The sequence below is a fragment of the Paraburkholderia sp. J8-2 genome (assembly GCF_905220195.1).
In the GTDB taxonomy this organism is placed as follows: domain Bacteria; phylum Pseudomonadota; class Gammaproteobacteria; order Burkholderiales; family Burkholderiaceae; genus Paraburkholderia.
Genome location: NZ_CAJMZA010000056.1, coordinates 1 through 17,808, shown reverse-complemented (window position 1 = coordinate 17,808; position 17,808 = coordinate 1). Strand labels below are relative to the sequence as shown.

Annotated in this window: 15 protein-coding genes; 7 read left to right on the top strand and 8 right to left on the bottom strand. The window is 67.4% G+C overall.

What is annotated here, in order from left to right; all coding sequences use genetic code 11:
• Positions 1–118 precede the first annotated feature (118 nt).
• Positions 119–1,408, bottom strand: a complete 1,290-nt coding sequence (gene hpnI / locus U5A52_RS42040; protein WP_321917898.1) for a bacteriohopanetetrol glucosamine biosynthesis glycosyltransferase HpnI — start codon at positions 1,406–1,408, stop codon at positions 119–121.
• Positions 1,409–2,106: 698 nt separating this feature from the next.
• Between hpnI and U5A52_RS42035 the strand changes: the two genes are divergently transcribed.
• The gene (locus U5A52_RS42035) at positions 2,107–3,111 is read left to right on the top strand and encodes an LLM class flavin-dependent oxidoreductase (RefSeq protein ID WP_321940261.1); all 1,005 of its coding nucleotides are present in this window, start codon (positions 2,107–2,109) and stop codon (positions 3,109–3,111) included.
• Positions 3,112–3,157: 46 nt separating this feature from the next.
• On the opposite strand, the gene U5A52_RS42030 is transcribed toward U5A52_RS42035, so the two are convergent.
• Positions 3,158–4,147 carry an alpha/beta fold hydrolase gene (locus tag U5A52_RS42030; RefSeq protein ID WP_415766172.1) on the bottom strand — a complete coding sequence of 330 codons (990 nt, stop codon included), beginning with the start codon at positions 4,145–4,147 and terminating at the stop codon, positions 3,158–3,160.
• Positions 4,148–4,680: 533 nt separating this feature from the next.
• Here U5A52_RS42030 and glgC point away from each other — a divergent pair.
• The 5 genes from glgC to U5A52_RS42005 all read left to right on the top strand — a co-directional run bounded on the left by glgC (position 4,681) and on the right by U5A52_RS42005 (position 10,536).
• The gene (glgC, locus tag U5A52_RS42025) at positions 4,681–5,946 is read left to right on the top strand and encodes a glucose-1-phosphate adenylyltransferase (RefSeq protein WP_321917902.1); all 1,266 of its coding nucleotides are present in this window, start codon (positions 4,681–4,683) and stop codon (positions 5,944–5,946) included.
• Between the two features lie 79 nt (positions 5,947–6,025).
• The gene (glgA, locus tag U5A52_RS42020) at positions 6,026–7,516 is read left to right on the top strand and encodes a glycogen synthase GlgA (RefSeq protein ID WP_321940259.1); all 1,491 of its coding nucleotides are present in this window, start codon (positions 6,026–6,028) and stop codon (positions 7,514–7,516) included.
• A 172-nt stretch (positions 7,517–7,688) separates the two neighbouring features.
• Positions 7,689–8,561, top strand: a complete 873-nt coding sequence (gene pdxY / locus U5A52_RS42015) for a pyridoxal kinase PdxY (protein WP_321940257.1) — start codon at positions 7,689–7,691, stop codon at positions 8,559–8,561.
• Between the two features lie 93 nt (positions 8,562–8,654).
• Positions 8,655–9,116, top strand: a complete 462-nt coding sequence (locus U5A52_RS42010; RefSeq protein ID WP_321917908.1) for a hypothetical protein — start codon at positions 8,655–8,657, stop codon at positions 9,114–9,116.
• Between the two features lie 196 nt (positions 9,117–9,312).
• Positions 9,313–10,536, top strand: coding sequence for a branched-chain amino acid ABC transporter substrate-binding protein (locus U5A52_RS42005; protein WP_321940256.1), 1,224 nt, complete (start codon positions 9,313–9,315; stop codon positions 10,534–10,536).
• Positions 10,537–10,543: 7 nt separating this feature from the next.
• On the opposite strand, the gene U5A52_RS42000 is transcribed toward U5A52_RS42005, so the two are convergent.
• The 3 genes from U5A52_RS42000 to U5A52_RS41990 all read right to left on the bottom strand — a co-directional run bounded on the left by U5A52_RS42000 (position 10,544) and on the right by U5A52_RS41990 (position 14,827).
• Positions 10,544–12,493, bottom strand: coding sequence for a DUF3857 and transglutaminase domain-containing protein (locus U5A52_RS42000; RefSeq protein WP_321940254.1), 1,950 nt, complete (start codon positions 12,491–12,493; stop codon positions 10,544–10,546).
• A gap of 7 nt (positions 12,494–12,500) precedes the next feature.
• Positions 12,501–13,487 (bottom strand): AraC family transcriptional regulator, encoded by a 987-nt coding sequence (locus tag U5A52_RS41995; RefSeq protein ID WP_321940253.1) that lies wholly within the window; start codon positions 13,485–13,487, stop codon positions 12,501–12,503.
• An 89-nt stretch (positions 13,488–13,576) separates the two neighbouring features.
• Positions 13,577–14,827 carry an aminotransferase class I/II-fold pyridoxal phosphate-dependent enzyme gene (locus U5A52_RS41990; protein ID WP_321940252.1) on the bottom strand — a complete coding sequence of 417 codons (1,251 nt, stop codon included), beginning with the start codon at positions 14,825–14,827 and terminating at the stop codon, positions 13,577–13,579.
• A gap of 143 nt (positions 14,828–14,970) precedes the next feature.
• Between U5A52_RS41990 and U5A52_RS41985 the strand changes: the two genes are divergently transcribed.
• A complete protein-coding gene (locus U5A52_RS41985) occupies positions 14,971–15,849 on the top strand; it encodes a LysR substrate-binding domain-containing protein (protein WP_321917915.1) in 879 nt (292 codons plus the stop codon).
• Positions 15,850–15,892: 43 nt separating this feature from the next.
• Here the strand turns inward: U5A52_RS41985 and U5A52_RS41980 are convergent, their stop codons facing one another.
• From U5A52_RS41980 to U5A52_RS41970, 3 genes are all read right to left on the bottom strand, one after another.
• Entirely contained in the window at positions 15,893–16,543 is a 651-nt protein-coding gene (locus U5A52_RS41980; RefSeq protein WP_321940250.1) for a hypothetical protein, read from the bottom strand.
• A gap of 233 nt (positions 16,544–16,776) precedes the next feature.
• Entirely contained in the window at positions 16,777–17,472 is a 696-nt protein-coding gene (hutC, locus tag U5A52_RS41975) for a histidine utilization repressor (protein ID WP_321940248.1), read from the bottom strand.
• A 29-nt stretch (positions 17,473–17,501) separates the two neighbouring features.
• Positions 17,502–17,808 (bottom strand): aromatic amino acid lyase (locus tag U5A52_RS41970; RefSeq protein WP_321940246.1); only part of this gene is annotated, 307 nt, incomplete at its 5' end.

Sequence of the window (17,808 nt, the reverse complement as noted above, 5' to 3'; positions counted from 1 at the left end):
CGATGAGTGCTCCGGGTACCCGGGGTGTGTCGGGTGATGATTGAGGTGACAGTCGCATTCAAGCGGGATTCAAGCGGGTATCAAGCGGAAATCAAGCGCCGGCCTTGGAACGACGCGTTTAACGAGCGTCCGATCCTTCTACGGCAGGCCGCTGCCCGCGCGCGCGCGCGGCCATGGCGGAAGGCGCTTCGGCCTCGGGATTGGCGACGCTCACGCGTACGCCGCGCCAGATCACGTGCGAGCCGAACGCGGCGGAAAGCCACTGCAGGGCCAGCAGCACATCGCGCAGCGGCACGAGCGGCAAATCGCGCCAGAACGCTCGCCAGCTTCCGCTTGCTCGCGCGTGCAGTATCAAACGCGCAATGATACCCGCCGTCGTGGCTGTGGCGAGCGAGGCCAGCGCCGCGCGCGTCGTCGCGCACGCGCCGATGCCCGCCCCCGCCGCGAGCAAGCCGTAAAACAGCGCGCCCAGCACGAGCCACGGCGTAGGGAACGTAATGAACAGTGAAGCGAAGCCCGCCGGATTCACCGAGCGGATGGTGCGCAGCCAGCGCGTCTCGCGCAGCCAGAGCGAGCCGAAGGTCGGCTCGATCACGTCGGTGGCCACCACCACCGGCGCGAGCACCGTGGCAAGGCCGTGATCGCGCGCGTAACGGGCGAGCAGATAGTCGTCGGCGAGGCAGTCCTTGAGCGCGGCGAATCCGCCGATGCGTTCGAGCGTCGCGCGGGAAAGCGCGAGCGTCGCGCCAAAACCGAACGCGCGCGAGCCCGTGGAATGCGCCACGCGCACCGAGGGCGCGAACCACTCGTTGATGAACAGCGCGCCCACGCGCGGCCAGAAACCGCCGATGCTGCGGGCGCTGTAGAGACAGGTCACGACGCCTACGTCCGGGTCGGCCAACGGCGCGGTGACGATCTCCAGATAATCGGGTTCGACGGCGATATCGCTGTCGGCCACGACGATCGCGTCGTAACGCGCGCGCGCAGCCAGATTGATGAGGTTGCTCACCTTGAGATTGCTGCCATGCACGCGCGGGTCGATCACGAGTTCGATGTCGTGGCCCGGGTAAGCCGACTGCAGCCGGCGCACGACGGCGATGGCCGGGTCCGCCGGCGAGGACACGCCGAACAGCAATTGAAAGCGCGGATGCCGCTGCTCGCAGAAGGTCGCGAGATTTTCGTAGAGGCGCGGCTCGGCGCCGCACAAGGGCTTGAGCACGCTCACGGGCTGCGGTTGCGCACGGCGCGCGCGGCGCGCGGCTTCGCGCACGAGCGCGGCGGAACCGAGACGCGGCATGGTGAGCGCGGCGACGAGGCCGTAGAACGCGGCAACGCTGCACAGCACGACCACGCCCCAGACGAGCACGGGCCAGGGCGCCGGCATGGCGAAAACCTGCGACACCGTCATGGCGCGCCGCCTAGCCGGTTTACGTGGGGCAACCCGCGCTCGCCGGCAGCTGCGCGCAAGGGGTGATACTCCTGCGGTGCCCCGACCGGAATTCGCGTTTCACCACGTACCATTTCCCTGCCCTGAAAATCCAGAAATAAACCGCGCATCGTAGCCGTATTACGCATTGAAGGCTAGAAACCCGACAATTGATGCCGGTTTGCATGATGCAAGGCAATTGAACAAACAAAACAAATGGAGATAAACCGTCGTGTGAAACGAGCGGATATGGTCGATCCCCGATTCGACGCGGAAAATTGTATCAGCAAGCACTGTCGCCTGCTTCCGACAGACGCGGGAAAATGCGTTGCGAAAGCTGCAAAAACGTAACTATTTCAGCTATTACACAACCGCCTTCCAGAGCTTTTTCGCTCCGAAAAAATTCGGTAAGCATATAGCAATGATTCTTTAATGAATTTGAATTAAAACGCGCGCTTTGTATTTAAACAAGAGTAGTTCTCGTTAATATTCAAATCGAATGGGCGTAGAAAAAATCCGCCCTGTCTGAATCCACGCTGGTGGCATGGGTTCCTGGTGGCCCCCAGCACGAACAAAAGTGCTTTGGCACAATGGCCGCACCTTGCGACTGCCTTGCGGCTGCGTGTCGAGAAACCGGCGCACCGCATGCGCGTCGCGCTTTCCATACCAGGCCCAAGCCCATGACCCTATTCTCCGTACTCGACCTCTCGCCTATCCCGGCTGGCTCCCATGCCGGCGCCGCCCTGCGAAACACGCTCGATCTCGCCCGGCATGCCGAACGCCTTGGCTATCACCGCTTCTGGCTGGCCGAGCATCACAACATGACGGGCATCGCGAGCGCGGCGACCTCGGTCGTGATCGGCTACGTGGCGGGCGGCACGCAAACCATCCGCGTGGGCTCGGGCGGGATCATGCTGCCGAACCACGCCCCGCTTGTGATTGCCGAGCAGTTCGGCACGCTCGAAGCGCTCTACCCCGGCCGCATCGACCTTGGCCTCGGGCGCGCGCCCGGCACCGACCAGACCACGGCGCGCGCGCTGCGCCGCGACCTGCAGGGCAGCGCCGACAGCTTCCCCGACGACGTGGCCGAACTGCAGCGCTATTTCGCCGCCCCCGTGGAAGGCCAGCGCGTGCGCGCCGTGCCCGGCGCGGGGTTGAACATGCCGCTCTATATCCTCGGCTCGAGCCTGTATGGCGCGCAGCTTGCGGCGGCCATGGGCCTGCCGTTCGCGTTCGCCTCGCACTTCGCGCCCGACCATCTGCTCACGGCGCTGCGCCTTTACCGTTCGCAGTTCCGTCCGTCAGCCGTGCTCGCGAAGCCCCATGCGATGGTCGGTGTGAACGTGTTCGGCGCGCCCACGAACGAAGAAGCGCGCTTTCTCTTCACCTCGCTACAGCAGCAGTTCGTGAATCTGCGGCGCGGCACGCCGGGGCAGCTGCCGCCGCCGGTCGAGCAGATCGCGGCGAACGAGTTCGAACTGGCCGGCGTGTCGCACTCGCTCGCCTGCTCTGTGGTGGGCGACCAGGAAACCGTGCGCGCGGGCCTCGCCTCGGTGATCGAGCAGACCGGCGCAGACGAACTCATCGTCACCGCGCAGATCTACGACCACGCGGCGCGGCTGCGTTCGTTCGAGATGGCGGCGCAGGCCCGCGACGAACTGAAGGAAGCCGCCGCGGGACGTTAACCGGAACGCGCGGCTTACGTCGCGTTCGGCAAAGGCGCACGCACTCCTAGTGCGATGGGTTCAACGCGTCGAGCCCCTTGAGCAGCGCGGCATGAAACGCCTGCGGGTCCTGCATCTGCGGTGCGTGCCCGAGGTCGGCAAACTCCACGAGCGTCGCGTGGGGAATGGCGCGCTGCGCAGCTTTGGCCAGCACCGGATAGTGCCCGAGCTGCGCGCGCACCTCGGGCGCTGCGAGATCCTTGCCGATGGCGGTCGTGTCCTTGTCGCCGATGAGCAGCAGCGTCGGCATCTGCAGCTGGCCGAGTTCGTAGACCACCGGCTGCGTATAGATCATGTCGTACAGCAGCGCGGAGTCCCACGCCACCTGCGCCTTGCCGGACCCGCGATACATGCCCGCGAGCATCTGCACCCACGGCTCGTAGGCTGGCCGCCACTGCCCCGCGTAATAAGTGGCCTGCTCGTAGCGGCGAATGCCGTCGGCGCTCGTCTTCAGCTCGCGCGCGTACCAGTCGTCCACCGAAATCGAGGGCACGCCTTTCGCCTTCCAGTCTTCGAGCCCGATCGGGTTCACGAGCACGAGCTGCTCGGTTTCCTGCGGATACATGAGCGCATAGCGCACCGCCAGCATGCCGCCCGTCGAATGGCCGATGATCGTCGCCTCATGCACGCCGAGCGCCGCGAGCAGCGCGTGCGTGTTGCGCGCGAGCTGCTGGAAGCTGAACTGGTACGAAGCCGGCTTGCTCGATTTGCAAAAGCCGATCTGGTCCGGCGCGATCACGCGGTAGCCCGCGGCATGCAGCTCGCGGATGGTGGCGTCCCACGTCGCCGCGCAGAAGTTCTTGCCGTGCAGCAGGACCGCGGTGCGTCCGTTCGGTTTTGCGGGCTGCAAATCCATGTACGCCATATGCAGCGTTTGCCCCTGCGAAACGAACGCAAAGTCATGCACGGGATGCGGATACTCGAAGCCCTGCAGTTCGGGGCCGTACGCGAGACCATCGGGCGTCTGGGTTGCGGCTTGAGGTGAAGACGCGGTCATCGGCGCCGCGCCGCTCGCCTCTGTCCCGGCAGCGAAAGCGCCATGACAGAACGCGGCCGCACTCAATGCGGCAACGAGAGGGGCAAAGCGGGCAAGCGTGTGGTTCAGGATGGCTCTCATCGATCAGGAATCGGGCAGAAGGTCGGACAGAAAACAGCACGCCGAAAAGGCGCCGGTACAGCCAGCGATTCTAGCGGCCCCGCCCTGCTCCTGCCCGCTTGCGCGCCCCGCTTGTGCGCGCGGCATGCCGCTTGCTCTGCTTGTTCCGCTTGTTCCGCCTGCTCCATTCGCTGCTCACGAACGCCTCGCACGAATGCGGCGCGCATGTCCGGACCCGCTGACGGGCAATTCGCGCTACGCTAGAACAGTCAATACAGGACGCACGAGACGTCCGCGGCGCACGGCACGCGTGCTGCATTGCGCAACGCGCCGCATCAGGGACGCGACAGGCACACCAGAGAAGGACCGCGCTGGCCCGGGCAGGACGAGGCGGGCCGCGGCGGCCGCACCGGGGGCACAACAAGGAGACGACCATGGAAACTCCGGCAAGCCTCAACGATCTGCAGCGCACCACCCTCGCCATCGTGCTCGCTGGCGGCCGCGGCACACGCCTCGGGCCGCTCACCAACAAGCGCGTGAAGCCGGCCGTGTACTTCGGCGGCAAGTACCGCATCATCGATTTCGCACTGTCGAATTGCCTGAATTCGGGTATCCGCCGCATTGCGGTCGTCACGCAGTACAAGGCGCACTCGCTCTTGCGCCACCTGCAGCGCGGCTGGGGCTTCCTGCGCGGCGAATTCAACGAGTTCCTCGACCTGTGGCCCGCGCAGCAGCGCGTGGAAGGCGCGCACTGGTATCGCGGCACTGCCGACGCCGTGTACCAGAACATCGACATCATCCGCTCGATTCGCCCGAAGTACGTGGTGGTGCTGGCCGGCGACCACATCTACAAGATGGACTACACGCGCATGATCGCCGACCACGCCGCGAGCGGCGCCGACTGCACGGTGGGCTGCATCGAGGTGCCGCGCATGGAAGCGCGCGCGTTCGGCGTGATGGCCGTGGACGAGACGCGCCGCGTGACCGGCTTCGTCGAGAAGCCCGACGATCCGCCCGCCATGCCGGGACGCCCCGACATCGCGCTCGCGAGCATGGGCATCTATGTGTTCGATACGACCTACCTCGTCCAGCTGCTCGAAGAAAACATCTCGCGCTCGGCCACCGATCACGACTTCGGCAAGGACATCATTCCGCGCGTCGTGAGCGACGGTCACGCGATCGCCCATCCGTTCAGCATGTCCTGTGTGTCGTCGGACCCGGCCGCCGAACCCTACTGGCGCGACGTGGGCACAGTCGACGCCTACTGGTCCGCCAATCTCGATCTCGCCTCGACCATTCCCGCGCTCGACCTCTACGACCGCAACTGGCCAATCTGGACCTACCAGGAGCAGTTGCCGCCCGCCAAGTTTGTGCGCGACCTGAATGGTCTGCAGGGCTCGGGCACCAACCTGATCGTGTGCGGCGGCAGCGTGATCTCGGGTTCGCAGATCTCGCGTTCGGTGCTCTCGTCGAATGTCGTCGTGCAGTCGTTTTGCAACATTGCCGAGGCAGTCTTGTTGCCACAGGTGACGGTGGGCACGAGTTGCCGGCTGCGCAAGGTCGTGGTGGACCGCGGCTGCACGATTCCCAACGGCACCGTGATCGGCGAAGACGCCGCGCGCGACGCCGAACGCTTTTATCGCACCGAGAGCGGTGTTGTGCTGGTCACGAGCGAGGCGCTGGCGAAGTTGCCGGGCTAGCTGAGTGCCTGGCGAGGTTCATACGCTCAAGGACGCGCCAACCCGCAAGCAACCCGAGCACCGAGAGGACTGACTCCCGATGACCATTCGCGTCCTGCACGTAGCCAGCGAGCTGTATCCGCTGCTGAAGACCGGCGGCCTCGCCGACGTCACCGCCGCCCTGCCCGCCGCGCTGATCGAACTGGGCGCCGACGCGCGCCTGCTGCTGCCGGGCTTCGCACCCGTCGCGGCGGGTCTCGAGGACCTGCGGCCCGTCGCACGTCTTGCGCACACCTTCGGCGCGCCCGAGGCCACGCTGGAACTCGGGCGCCTGCCCAGCAGCGAGCTTGCCGTCTACATGATCCGCGCCGACGCCTTCTATGCACGCCCCGGCAACCCCTACCTCGACGCCGAGCACGTGCCCTATGGCGACAACGCGCAGCGTTTCGCGCTGCTCGGCTGGAGCGCCGCACAGCTCGCGCTGCATCTCGATCCCGACTGGGCGCCCGCCATCGTGCAGGCGCACGACTGGCACGCGGGGCTCGCGCCGGCCTATCTGCGCGCGGCGGCGCGCGAGCGCGGCAAGAGCGTGGCGCCCGGCGGCGCGCGCTCGATCTTCACGATTCACAACCTCGCGTACCAAGGCATCTTCCCCGCTCAGCAGTTCGACTCCCTCGGCCTGCCACGCGACTTTTTCGACATGCATGGCGTGGAGTTCTATGGGCAGCTTTCATTTCTGAAAGCCGGTCTCTATTTCGCCGACAAGATCACAACGGTGAGCCCGACCTATGCGCGCGAGATTCAGACGGTCGCCCAGGGCGGCGGCCTCGAGGCGCTGCTGCGCGGACGCGCGCACGATCTCGTCGGCATCCTCAATGGCGTGGACTACGCCGTGTGGAATCCCGCGAGCGACGCGGCCATCGCCACACGCTATTCGGCCATGCGCCAGAGCGGCAAGATGCACTGCAAGGCCGCTTTGCAGGCGCGCTTGAAGCTCGCCCAGAAGCACGACGCCCCGGTGTTCGGCGTGGTGAGCCGGCTCACCGAGCAAAAGGGCCTCGACCTGCTGCTTGCGGCGTTGCCCGAGATCGTCGCGCGCGGCGGCCAGCTCGTCGTGCTCGGCACCGGCGACGCCAGCCTCGAACAGGGCTATACGCGCGCCGCGCAGCAGCATCCCGAATCGGTGGCCGTGGAGCTTGGTTTCGACGAGACGCTCGCGCACGAGATCGTCGCGGGCGCCGACGTGATGATGGTCCCCTCGCGCTTCGAGCCGTGCGGCCTCACGCAGCTCTACGCGCTCGCTTACGGCGCCCTGCCGCTCGTGCACCGCGTGGGCGGACTCGCCGATACGGTGGTCGACGCGTCGCTCGAAAATCTCGCCGATGGCCTCGCGACCGGATTCGTGTTCGAGCGCTTCGAGCCCGACGCGCTCGCGGCCGCGATCCGCCGCGCCTTCGCGTTGTATGGGCGCAGCCGCGACTGGCGCGAGACGCGCTCGCGTGCAATGCAGCAAGACTTCGGTTGGGCGGCATCGGCGCAACGCTACATGACGCTCTATCGCGAACTGACCGGTCAAAACGGCGCGGCTTAGCGCTTTCCCACGCGAATTCCAGTCGATTGGCAAGCACCGTTGCGGGCGCGCATGCAACACCGCGCCCACGCATCCATCGACTGCGTACGGCGAATTCGGTTATCGTTGCTGCACCTGCGCAAGGCGCGGCGTGCGTTGCGCGCCGCGAGCCACAACGAAATCTGGACCGGCCATGAAAAATGTTCTGAGCATCCAGTCGCACGTCGTGTTCGGTCACGCGGGCAACAGCGCCGCGGTGTTTCCCATGCGCCGCCTCGGTGTGAACGTCTGGCCGCTCAACACGGTGCAGTTCTCGAATCACACGCAATACGGCCACTGGAGCGGCGCCGCCATCGGCTCGGACGAAGTCGTGGATCTCGTCGAAGGCATTGGCGCGATCGGCGTGCTGCCGCGCTGCGACGCCGTGCTATCGGGGTATCTGGGTGCGCCCGAGCAGGCCCAGGCCGTGATCGAAGTGGTGCGCGCCGTGAAGGCCGCCAACCCGCAGGCGCGCTACTTCTGCGACCCGGTGATGGGCACGCTCGACACCGAAAAAGGCTGCCGCGTCGAGCCCGGCATCCAGGCGTTCCTCGTGCGCAACATGCCCGAGGTCGCCGACGCGATGATGCCCAATCACAGCGAGCTGCAACGGCTCGTGGGCCGCGAGATCGAAACCGCTGAAGAAGCCGTGCTCGCGTGCCGCGAAGTGCTCAGGCGCGGCCCGAAGCTGATCCTCGTGAAGCATCTGCTCGACCGCAACAGCCCCGCCGACCGCTTCAACATGCTCGTCGTGACCGAGCACGAAGCCTGGCTCGGCCAGCGCCCGCTCTACCCATTCGCGCGCCAGCCGGTGGGCGTGGGCGACGTGACGAGCGCGGTGTTCGTCGCTCGCCTGATGCTCGGCGACTCGATGCGCCGCGCGTTCGAGCACACGCTCGCGGCGGTGAACGCCGTGGTGAAGGCGACCTACGACGCGGGCCGTTACGAACTGGAGATCGTCGCGGCGCAAGACCAGATCGCGCGCCCGCGAGAATGGTTCGATGCCTGGTCGGTGGATGCCGCCTAGACTAAGGAGGTGCGCGCGCGGCCTATAATGCGGTCCGCATGATATGCGGCGGCGGAAGCGGCCGCGGCGCCCACCGTCTTTAGAGAATGACCGATGTCCGATTCAATCCGTAGCGAACAGGAAGAGTATTTCGAGCAGCTTTGCGTTGCCGTCGACGCCGGCGAGACGCACGAGCAGGAAGCGATCGAATACTTCGAGGAACATAGTCACGAAAGCGATTTCGACGCCGCCGTGTGGCTCGACATCGCGCTTTACCATGCGCCCGACGTCGCGCGCGGCATTATCGACTTCGTCGACGAAAGCGACCGCCAGCGCAGCGACATTGCCCAAACCATTGCCGACACGCTCGACATCTCGTACGGCGACGACGAATGCGAACGCTTCGAAGCGACGATTCGCTTCGCGCTCGCCAACGGCATTCCCGTGGATCTCGACGTGGTGCTCGACGGCTGCAATCGCGCGCTCGACGACCTCGAAGGCTGGGCGAGCGCCGACACCATGGCGCCGCTCGTGGGCCTGCGCGACGCGCTCTTCGAACTGCAACGGGACAACTAGTTCTATCCGCACGAGCAAGCAGCCGTTCGTAAAACACGTTCTGGCAAGCCGCAGCCGCTAACCGCAAGACCCAGCAAAGCCTGGCAAGACCCGAAGACGAGACGCCCCGCCTACGCGCCACGGCCGGCGCGCGGCGCGGCGTACCCGGAAAAAACGCACACAAGAGCACCGCGCCGCTGCCGCGCAAGGAGTCACGATGAGTCTCGCCACCGCGCCCAGATCCGCCACCGCCTACGCATTTGCCACGGCGTGCCGTGCGAGCGGTAAGCGCCGCAGATTGGGCAAGCTTGCAGCCGGACTCCTGATCGGCACGCTGTGCGCAATTGGCACCGGCAGCAGCGCGCTGGCCGCCGGGCCACTCGACGTACGCATCGGTTTCGTCTCGCCGCTCTCCGGCGACTACGCGAACTACGGCCGCGACCTGGAAAACGGCGTCCGGCTCGCCCTCGACGAAGCGAACGCGCAAAACCTCAAAATAGGCGAGCAGACGGCGCACTTCGAACTCGTGCCCATCGACGACCGCAGCGACCCGCGCCTCGGCGTGCAGGCCGCCGCAACGCTCGCGAACGAGGGCGTGAACGCCGTGGTCGGCCACTTCAACTCGGGCTCGGCCATTCCGGCCTCGCGCATCTACGAAAGCGCCGGCATTCCGATGATCAGCCCCGCCGCCACCAATCCGGTCATCACCTCGCAAGGCTTCGCCAACACCTTCATGGTGATTGCAAACGACGCGCAAAACGCAGGCGTAGCCGGCGCGTGGGCCGTGGACGTGATGAAAGCCAAACGCGTCGCCATCATCGACGACCGCACCGCGTTCGGCCAGGGCGAAGCCGACGTGTTCGAGCACGCGGTGCGCGAGCATGGCGGCAACGTGGTCGCGCGCGAGTTCGCGGAAAGCATCGCGAGCGACTTCGGTCCGCAGTTATCGAAGATCAAGGCCGCCGATGTCGACCTGCTCTACTTCGGCGGCCTGGCCCACCAGGGCGCGGCGCTCGTGAAGCAGATGAAGGCGCGCAGCATGAACGCGCAGTTCGTGGGCGGCGGGGGCGTGGCGAACGCCGACTTCACCCGCGACGCGGGCGCGGCCGCCGAAGGCGCAATGGCCTGGGAATACGGGCGCCCGCTCGCGCAACTGCCCGAGGGCCCGCGCTTCGAGCAGGCCTATAAAAGCCGCTTCGGCACCGACGTGCTCGCCTACGCGCCGTTCGGCTACGACGCGGCGTGGGCCGCGATCCATGCGATGGTCAACGCGAAGTCGGCAAAGCCCGAGGTGTACCGCAGCGCGCTCAAGGCGCTCGCCTTCGACGGCGTGACGGGCCGCATCGCCTTCGAGCCGGATGGCTCGCTCAAGAACGGCGCCTCCACGCTCTGGCAGGTGAAAAAAGGCGTGTGGGTGCCGGTGACGACGCGCGGCGGCTGAGCGCCGCTCATCGCGCCTGCGCCGCAGGCGCCGCCCGCACGACGATCTGGGCATGGGTGTCGCGCTCGATCCGAAGGAGCGTGTCGCGCATCTGCGCGAATTCGTCGGCTGTGCACATCTGGTGGCCAAAGCGCGCCAATAGCCGCCGCTCGATCTGCACCGTGCGCGAGCGCGCGTCGAACACGTAGTGCGATGTGTAGTCGAGAAACGCGTCGCTCACTTGCGTATCGTGCGGCACGTCGGTCACGCGCGCGAACGCGGGCAGTTCGATTTGCGCGCTCTCCGCAAACTCCCCCCCGATGCACGCCCACGGTTGCGTCCGGCGCGGCTGGGCAAGCCAGTTGTCGATCTGCGTGGCGATGCCGCCCGTGAAACTGCTCGTCGCGGGAATCGCAGTCGTGCCGTCGCGCCAGACCATATGATCGAGCGTGCCTTGCATCGTCACCGAAAACGGGCCATCGGTTGCGTCCGTCGCGCTCGTGCTCACGCGCGCGGTGCCGGCGAGGCCCGTGAGCCGCAAGCGTTGCGTTGCGAGTTGCTGCGCGCCCGCGTGCGTCGCGCGGCGAAACGAGTTGCGCTCGGGCTCTGCGCCCGCGCCCTCGTCTTGCACGTAATAGCTGTAGGCGGCGTCGCCGGATGAGGCGACGTCGAGCGAGAGGCGCGCCGTGCGCTCGCGCCGCTCGGTCGCGGGCGCGCGCGAGAGCACGCCCTGGTCGACGAGCAGTACGGGCCGGTCCATCGCGCCCGGCGGCAAGTAGCCGAACGCGTAGCCGCCCGACGACGTGTCGGCGTACACGCCCAGGTCGGGCAGCCACGCGATCGCGTGATTGATCGCGTGCGCGCCATAGCCCGGCACGTCCGGCAGCGTGTAGACGGGGCCGAGATTGAGCAGCACGGGCTCGGCGCGGATGCCCACTGCCGCCAGCAGCGCGCTGAAAAGCGCCACGTGGTCCTTGCAATCGCCGTAGCGGTTGCGCAGGATGTCGGTCGCGCGATGCGGCACCGCTGCGGTCTCGCCAAGAAAGAGCGCGACGTAGCGAATGTTGAAACGCATCCAGTCGTAGATGCGGCGCGCCTTCTCGCGCGGGTCGCTCACGTCCGACGTGAGCGCTTGAGCAAGCGATGCGATGGCCGCATCGGCCGAGGTGGGATCGGCGGCGGCTTCGCGGTAGCGCGCGGCGAACGCGGCGAAGTCGGGCACGGTCGAGACCATCAGCCGGTCGCCCCAGTTCACATAGGCCACCGCGCCCGCTTCGAGCGGCGCATAGGGGCCGTGCCGGTAGTCGAACGCGTAGCGGGTGCGGCCGTTCGCCGTCTCGGGAGCGAGCGCCGTATAGCCGCGCGCATCGGCGTGAAGCGGCACGTTGGCGGGCAGATCGAAGATGAGGCGTTGAAATTCGACGGGTTCGCCGGTCGGCTCGACGAAGTACGAGAACGTGCCCGCTTCCAGCGCTTTCGCACGGCGCTTCGCAAAATGCAGATGCACGCGCGAGCCGACCTGGACGCCAGGAAAGATCACCGTGCGCAGCACGCCGTCCTCGAACGTGGGCGCGCCCGCCGAGCGCGGCTCCTGCACGTCGCGTATGCCGCTCGCGCCAACGGCGTGCGCGGTGCCGTCCGGGTCGATGGTTTCGGCCGCGAGTTTCGTGATCGTTTCGATATCCTTATTGAACCAGACGTAGCGCTGCGCAATCTCGTCCACGCCGGCAGTCGTGTTCGCGCGCAGCACGGTGTCGTCGTCCTCGACGACCGAGCCGTCCTGCTGCACGACGAAAAGATGCACGTCGCGCTCGAGCGTGAACGCAGGGAGGTCGATTTGTGCGGCACTTCCGGGGCTTCCGTCGCTCGCTTGTGCGCGGGCTTGTCCGCTCGCGAACGCAACGAGCAACGCGAGGGACAACGCAAGGCACGACGCGACGCACAGGCCGCCGCGCCTGAACCACTCGCCTCGCGTCATGGGCGCCTCAGGTGCGCACTGCCGCTTGCGCGGCGTTCGGCCATGAGGTCTGCGCGAGTTGGCGCCCGCGCTGCGCGGCACGCCACGCACGCGGACTCGCGCCGAACTCCGCGCGAAACGCGGCGTTGAAGTTCGACAGGTCATTGAATCCGCTCGCGAGGGCAACGTCGACGATTTTCGCTTCGTCGTCGGCGGCGAGACGCAGCGCGGCGGCGCGCAGCCGCGCACGCAGCAAATACTGATGCGGGGTCACACCGGCCACGGCCGAGAACGTGCGCAGAAAATAGAACTCGCTCACACCCGCCGCGCTCGCAAGGCTGGCAAGCGTATGCGCGTCGTCGGGCGTCTCGTCGATCATGCGCAGCGTCGCGACCACGCGTGCCGCCGCGGCGGCGCCCGGCGTGGCTGGCGCAAGCGCGTCCTTGCCGCTCGCCACCACACGCAAGGTTGCGAGCGCCAGTTCCAGTGCGATTTCATCCCACGCTGCGCCGCCGAACTCGCTCGCGTGACTCCGCTCCTGTGCGAGCGCGTCGGCGCAAGCGTGCGCCACGAGCGGCGCGAGCGCGCGCACCGGCGGCACCCGCGCGGCCCGCCAGCGCCTCGCGCCTGGCGCGAGCCCCGCAGCCGCGGCCTGCTCGTCGAGCCAGGCCGGGTCGTAATGGAACGAAAGGCAGCGGTCGCCCGCCGCATGACGATGCCCACATTCGAAGCAGGCGCCGGTTTCGCCCAGCATGAGCGCGCCGGGCGTCATGAGCGCGCGTGCGTTGCCGCTGCGGTAGCCGAACACGCCTGCCGCCACGATGGCGAGGCACGCGCTCGTGTGGCGCTCCTCGTAAGGCCGGTCGCCGGGGCCGAGCGTGCAGACGACGTCGTCGACCGACCAGCCCGCGCCCGCCGCGAGCGGACGCGCCGTGGGCGCACGGCCGCTATCGGCGCGGCCTTCGCGCTCGCGTTGGGCAAGCGCGCGTTGCAGGGAAGCGGCGAGACCTTGCACGGCAACCTCGCGTGAGTTTGGCTACATTCGTGGACTACGTCTGCCGTTGTAGCACATCGACGCGAGAGCCGCCGAGCCGGCCCTGAGCGCTACGCCCTGCGTTCGTCGACGGCGCGCAGCAGCGAAAGCGCGATGCCTTCGGCGGCGAGGCGCACCTCGTCGAGCGACGGATACGACGGCGCAATCCGCAGATGGCTGTCGCGCGCATCGACGCCATACGGAAACGCCGCGCCCGCAGGCGTGAGGACAAGGCCCGCCGACGCCGCGAGTTCGACGGTGCGCCGCGCGCAGCCCTCGGGTGCATAGAGGCTGATGAAATAGCCGCCGCGCGGCACGTTCCAGCTCACGCCGGGCACGGCGGCGAGGCGCGCGCGGAACACCTCGTCGACAGCGTCGAACTTCGGCTTGAGGAGCGCCCGATGGCGCGCCATCAGTTCAGTGAGCGTTGCGCGGTCGCGCAGAAAGCGCACATGGCGCAACTGGTTGAGCTTGTCCGGCCCGATGGTGCGCACGGCCGCATGCTTCTGCCACCAGGCCACGTTGCGCGGCGCGGCGGCGAGCCACGCGAATGCCCCGCCGCCGAACGTCACTTTCGAAAGCGATGCGAACATCAGCGCGCGCTGCGCATGACCCGCCGCCGCGCAGGCCTCGAACACGTCGAGCGTCGCGAGCGCGTCGTCGGTGAGAGGGTGAAAGCGGTAGGCATCGTCCCAGAAGAGACGGAAGTCGGGCGCGGCAGGCATGGCGGCAAGACGGCGTATGACCGCGTCGGACCAGATCGCGCCCGTCGGGTTGCTGTAGAGCGGCACGCACCACATGCCCTTGATCGACGGATCGTCGCGCACCAGCGCTTCCACGCGGTCCATGTCGGGGCCGTCCTCGCGCATCGGCACGGCGATCATGCGCACGCCGAGCGCCTCGCAGATCGCGAAGTGGCGGTCATAGCCCGGCACCGGGCACAGGAAGGCGATCTCGCCCTGCGCGCGCCACGGCGCGCCGATGTCCGCGCCCTCGCCCACCGGCACCCCATGCAACAGCGCGAACGTCAGCGCGTCGTGCATCAGTTCGAGGCTCGAATTGCCCGCCGCGATCACCTGCGCGGCCGGCACGCCGAGCAGTTCCGCGCCCAGCTCGCGCGCCTCGGGCAACCCGCTCGCGAGGCCATAGTTGCGGCAATCGAAGCCGTCGCGCGCGAGATACCCCGCCTGCCCCGCTTCGTCGATGAGGGCCTGCGAAAGATCGAGCTGCTCGGGCGAAGGCTTGCCGCGCGACATGTCGAGCCGCATGTTCAGTTGCTGGAATCGTTCGTAGGTCAAATCGACGGGCGGCGACATCAACATGGGCTTCTCCCAGAAGCGAAGAACTGCGGCGAAGGGCTGCGCGGGGAACGGCGCGAAGGGTCGGTACGTCCCCAGTATCTGCCTGCCCCCGCGTTCAGACAAACGCGTTATATTGAAGCCTTCGATCAATTTTTCTTATACCAATGAAGACCCTCGACCTCGACGTGCTCGCCATGGTGGTGGCCGTCGCCGACGCCGGCAGCTTCGTGCGCGGCGCCGCGCTCGTGCACCGCTCGCAGGCGGCGCTCAGCATGCAGATCCGCGCGCTCGAGGAATCCATCGGCAAGCCGCTCTTCATCCGCGCGCCGCGCAGCGTCACGCCCACGCCCGACGGCCAGACGCTCATCGCCTACGCGCGGCGCATGCTCGCGCTGCGCGACGAAGCGTGGGCCTCGCTCGCGCACCCGGAGGTAACGGGCCGCGTGTCGATCGGCGTGCCCGACGACTATGCGTCTTCCCTCATGCCGCCGGTGCTGCGCAAGTTCTCGGCGAACTGGCCGAAGGTGGAAATTCAGGTGATCGGGCTGCCGAGCAGCGCGCTCATGCCGCTCCTGAAAGACAACAAGATCGACCTCGCCTGCATCACGCGCACGCACGGACTGGCGGGCGAGTTCATCCGCTTCGAGCCGATGGTGTGGGCCGCACCGCCCGCGGCGGTCAGCGCGGCGAGCGGGCGCGAGATCTGGCGCGAGCGCCCGCTGCCGGTCGCCCTCTTCGGCGGCGGCAGCGTCGCGCACACGAACGCGATCCAGGCGCTGGAGCGCGCGAAGATCGCTTATCGCACTTCATATGAAAGCCCAAGCCTGATGGGCCTGTGCAGCATGGTGGCCGCGGGTCTCGCCATCGCGCCGCTCGCGCGCTGCGCGGTGCCCGAGACGTTCGTCACGCTCGGCCGCCAGCATGGCCTGCCGGCGCTGCCCGAGCTGGAAGTGGTGCTCGCACGCAGCGCGCGCTCGAACCGCCCGCCGTGCGACTTTCTCGCCGATCAGATACTCACGGAGCTGCGCGTGCAGGAGCGCTGATTCATCAGACGGCGCCGCTTCAAACGATGATTCGGGCAACGAATCATTCGTCGCCCAGCCGCGAAAGCAGCGCGTAGAGGCGCGAGACATGCCGCAGCAGCATCTCGCGATGTTTCTCGATCTGTTCGAGCCGCCCTTCGAGATCGGCGCGCACGCGCTCGTCAGGGTCGGCGTAATTAATGACGTCTTCAATGCGCGAGCGCAGCACCGCAGGCTCGACCGGCGGCACGCTTAAGTAGCGCTCGAGCTTGCGCACGTCCTGCGCCGCGAGATCGCGGATCTTGCGCATACCCGCAAGACGCCGGTGAACGTCTGGCGTGGCCGGCGCCTCCTCGCGCTTCGCGCCCTGGCCGAAAATCGGCTCCACGCGCAGCACGGGCGCCTTGCGCACCGGATGCGCCGTGCCGCGAAAGCGCGCGCGCGGCGTCTCGCTCGCGATCGCCTCGCGCGTCTCGTCGGGCACGTCGGTGCTCTCGTGCTTCACGTCCATCCAGCCTTCGGGCAGGCCCGTGACGGCTTCCACGCCGCGCACGAACTCCGCGCTGAAGTCGCGCTCGCCCGACACGATCAGCTTCATGTAGCTCGCGGAAAACGTCATCATGCGCGCGAGCCGCGTCGCAGACCCAACCTCGCGCGTGAGCAGCGCCAGATTGGCCCGCCACATCGGCATGAGCGTGGCGTTGGCATCGTCCATTACGGCGCTCCTCCTTCGTTCGCGTCACGTCTCAATAATACGGGCTGCGGCGCGGCACGCGCGTTTTCCCGCGCCGTCCGGCCCGATTGGCGCGATGTTGTCGGCGATCTGCAACGGCAGCAAGACGCATGCCGGCGCAAATCGGCCGGGTACGCGAAAAAGGCTGAGGAAATGGCGGCGCGAGGCGCAGCGCGGGTGCCGCGCGCCTGGTCGGCCCCACCTAGGCGGCCCCGCTAGAAGTGCCCGGTAAAGCGGTAGCGGCTGCCCGGATGCCACAGATTGGCGACCGAAGCGACGAGCCCGCGCGAGCGCGTGCGCCGGTGCAGCACGAGGCACGGCTCGGACTCGCCCATGGCGAGGTGCACGCGCGTATCGGCCTCGGGGGCCAGCGCCTCGATGCGGTACTCCACGCCCTGCAGTGGCGCGACATGCACGAGGTACTGGTTCGGCGTGATATGCGTGAAGTCCTGCGCCGCGTAGTCGGGCGCGATCGCGGGATTGACCCAGCGCTCTTCGAGCTGTACGGGCTCGTCGTTCTCGAAGTGGAGCACGCGCGAGTTGAACACCTGGTCGTTCGCGGCGAGCCCCATTTCTACGGCGAGCGCCTCGTCGGCGCGATGCACGCCGATCTCGAGCACCTCGGCGCGATACCGGTGCCCGCGCGCGAGAATTTCGTCCGAGATGCTGCGGATGGCGACGAGCGTCGATTCGTATTTGGGCCGCGCGACGAACGTGCCCGCACCCTGCACACGCGTGAGCACCTGTTCCGCGGTGAGTTCGCGCAGCGCCCGGTTCACGGTCATGCGCGCGACCTTGAACTCGCGCGCCAGTTCGTTCTCCGAAGGCACCTGGTCGCCCTCGCTCCACTCACCGGCGTGAATGCGCGCGAGGATGAAGTCCTTGATGCCCTGGTATGCGGGAGCGTTCATCGCATTGGCCCGTGCCGCAGCAACGCGGCTTAGCGCGCCTCGGATTCGAACGAGAGCGGGCTGTGCGAAGCGATCGCGCCGTTCTGCACGAGACGCGTGATCGCTTCGATGTCCGGCGCGAAGTAACGGTCGAGGTCGTAATGCGGCACCTCGGCGCGCACCGACTGCATCACGTGCGCGAGCGCCGGGCTCGTATGGTGCGGCGCGCGCAGGTCCACGCCCTGGGCTGCTGCGAGCAGTTCGATCGCGAGGATGTTGGCCGTGTTGTCGGCGATATCGGCGAGCTTGCGCGCGGCGAACGTCGCCATCGAAACGTGGTCCTCCTGGTTCGCCGAA

Coding starts and splice junctions, on each gene's coding strand:
- U5A52_RS41990 (WP_321940252.1), bottom strand. CDS start 14,827: ATGTTGATGTCGCCGCCCGTCGATTTGACCTACGAACGATTCCAGCAA.
- U5A52_RS42005 (WP_321940256.1), top strand. CDS start 9,313: ATGAGTCTCGCCACCGCGCCCAGATCCGCCACCGCCTACGCATTTGCC.
- glgA (WP_321940259.1), top strand. CDS start 6,026: ATGACCATTCGCGTCCTGCACGTAGCCAGCGAGCTGTATCCGCTGCTG.
- pdxY (WP_321940257.1), top strand. CDS start 7,689: ATGAAAAATGTTCTGAGCATCCAGTCGCACGTCGTGTTCGGTCACGCG.
- hutC (WP_321940248.1), bottom strand. CDS start 17,472: ATGAACGCTCCCGCATACCAGGGCATCAAGGACTTCATCCTCGCGCGC.
- U5A52_RS41985 (WP_321917915.1), top strand. CDS start 14,971: ATGAAGACCCTCGACCTCGACGTGCTCGCCATGGTGGTGGCCGTCGCC.
- U5A52_RS41980 (WP_321940250.1), bottom strand. CDS start 16,543: ATGGACGATGCCAACGCCACGCTCATGCCGATGTGGCGGGCCAATCTG.
- U5A52_RS42030 (WP_415766172.1), bottom strand. CDS start 4,147: ATGACCGCGTCTTCACCTCAAGCCGCAACCCAGACGCCCGATGGTCTC.
- U5A52_RS42010 (WP_321917908.1), top strand. CDS start 8,655: ATGTCCGATTCAATCCGTAGCGAACAGGAAGAGTATTTCGAGCAGCTT.
- U5A52_RS42035 (WP_321940261.1), top strand. CDS start 2,107: ATGACCCTATTCTCCGTACTCGACCTCTCGCCTATCCCGGCTGGCTCC.
- U5A52_RS42000 (WP_321940254.1), bottom strand. CDS start 12,493: ATGACGCGAGGCGAGTGGTTCAGGCGCGGCGGCCTGTGCGTCGCGTCG.
- glgC (WP_321917902.1), top strand. CDS start 4,681: ATGGAAACTCCGGCAAGCCTCAACGATCTGCAGCGCACCACCCTCGCC.
- hpnI (WP_321917898.1), bottom strand. CDS start 1,408: ATGACGGTGTCGCAGGTTTTCGCCATGCCGGCGCCCTGGCCCGTGCTC.